Raw genomic sequence first — 1,676 nt, forward strand, 5'->3', positions numbered from 1 at the left:
GCGCAGGCAGGTTAGGTTAATGTTTGTGGGTGGGATACCGGAAATATCTCACTTAGTTTATGAAAAATCTGTCCAACGATTGGGGGGAATTATAGACAACGGACCGGAATTTGTGGCCGAGGCCATGCGCGGCTGGTGCGAGAAAAACGGCATCCAATGGGAGTTTATCCAGCCTGGAAAGCCTACACAGAGCAGTTTGATAGAACGTTTTAACAGGACTTTCAGGCAGGATGTGCTGGACAGCTACATGTTTGACAGTCTCCCGGAGATAAGAAAATTCGCAGAAGCATGGGCGTGGATGTACAATAACGAAAGGCCACATTCATCGCTGGGGCAGTTGACACCGACAGAGTTCCTGTTGAAATATGGAAAACTCTCCGAGTTTCCCACATTCCAACAGGATAGCAATAGCAATTCTGATTGGAATTCTTTAGTTTTGAATGTAGCTAGCTAAGGGAAGATTACAACTTTGTGAGATTAACTCCCGTCTTAGCGACACTACCTATTAAGCTTTATTGTACAACTCAGGATGTTTATTTTTCCAATATTTTTCAAATTCAATTACGTTTAACTCATATTTGGGCTCATTAAAAAAGTCAGCTATCAAATCGAAGTTTTCATAAATTACAGTTGATATATGAATCAGTTGTTTTCTATAACATTCTTCAATATCTTTTTCTTTACGGAAATATTTTGATGAAGGTATTTCTACACTTCCTTGTTTCAAATACTCCAATAGATTAAAAAGATTTATTTCACTATCAGGCTTATTTATCTTATACAGAGTTGCGTAAAACTCTCGAAAGTACTTTTCAATTTTAATTACAAAACTGTCTGAACTATACTCAATCATATACGATTGCCCTTCTTTCAGTTCTGTTTTTATCTTAAAGCCATTTACTTCAACAAGCCTTTTAAAAAACTCATAGATAAATTTTATAAAACTCTGTTTCATCTCTCAATTCTATTTTTTAATCATTCTAGAAAAATCATCAGTCCAAGAATAGCCATGTCTTTGCAAATACCTAATCTCCTGAGCAAGAACAGAGTTAGGATCAAGTCTTGCAGGGTTATATTTCCCTGCGAATATGACATCATCCCCTCTTTTCACCACACCTTGTAAAAACTTCACGTTTTCACGCATTGTCCACGCTTCATCAGTCACATCAAGAAAATTGGCTCCAATTTTCTTCGCAAATTCTCTATAGGTTGATCGTGGTCCAATCACACTTACCCCCTTAGCGGCTTTCCCTCCCGGAATGAAGCCTATTGCCGCATATAGAAGCTGCTCATTGGTTTCTATGCCCGAAAGCTGACCGTTTCGGTTTTCAATAGCAATATATATCGCTCCTGACCCCCCGGGAATGGAGGTGACGAAGGCTTTCTGCATTTCGTAAAGGGTCTCTATCGTCTCCCCCACCTGTTGCGCAGCCCTGCGCATGTTGGCCTGCTCTATTAGTACTTCCTTGTCCTCGGAACGTTCAATGCCGCTGTTGGTTACGTTGAAACCAAACATCGAGAATATCTGCCGCCACTTCTCCCAGGGGTCTCCGTCATCATCCTCTCCCATCGCCTCACGAGACTTCGCCCAGCCCAACAACGCCTGCTTGTCCTGTAGGCTGCTGAAGTGCGCCACAAACCGCCCGTCCGGGTCGATGAATCGAATCGGGTTGTCG

At 41.9% G+C, this 1,676-nt stretch carries 3 protein-coding genes; 1 reads left to right on the forward strand and 2 read right to left on the reverse strand.

Annotated elements, in window-relative coordinates:
* Positions 1-454: integrase core domain-containing protein (locus BM030_RS19520; RefSeq protein ID WP_139215971.1), on the forward strand; the 454-nt coding region annotated here is incomplete at its 5' end.
* Between the two features lie 51 nt (positions 455-505).
* On the opposite strand, the gene BM030_RS19525 is transcribed toward BM030_RS19520, so the two are convergent.
* Together BM030_RS19525 and BM030_RS20010 are read right to left on the reverse strand one after the other, a co-directional pair.
* Complete coding sequence (locus tag BM030_RS19525) at positions 506-955, reverse strand: hypothetical protein (protein ID WP_090975273.1); 450 nt, start codon at positions 953-955, stop codon at positions 506-508.
* Positions 956-964: 9 nt separating this feature from the next.
* Positions 965-1,676 (reverse strand): hypothetical protein (locus BM030_RS20010; RefSeq protein WP_170845848.1); only part of this gene is annotated, 712 nt, incomplete at its 5' end.

The sequence above is a fragment of the Parapedobacter composti genome, from assembly GCF_900112315.1.
In the GTDB taxonomy this organism is placed as follows: Bacteria; Bacteroidota; Bacteroidia; order Sphingobacteriales; family Sphingobacteriaceae; genus Parapedobacter; species Parapedobacter composti.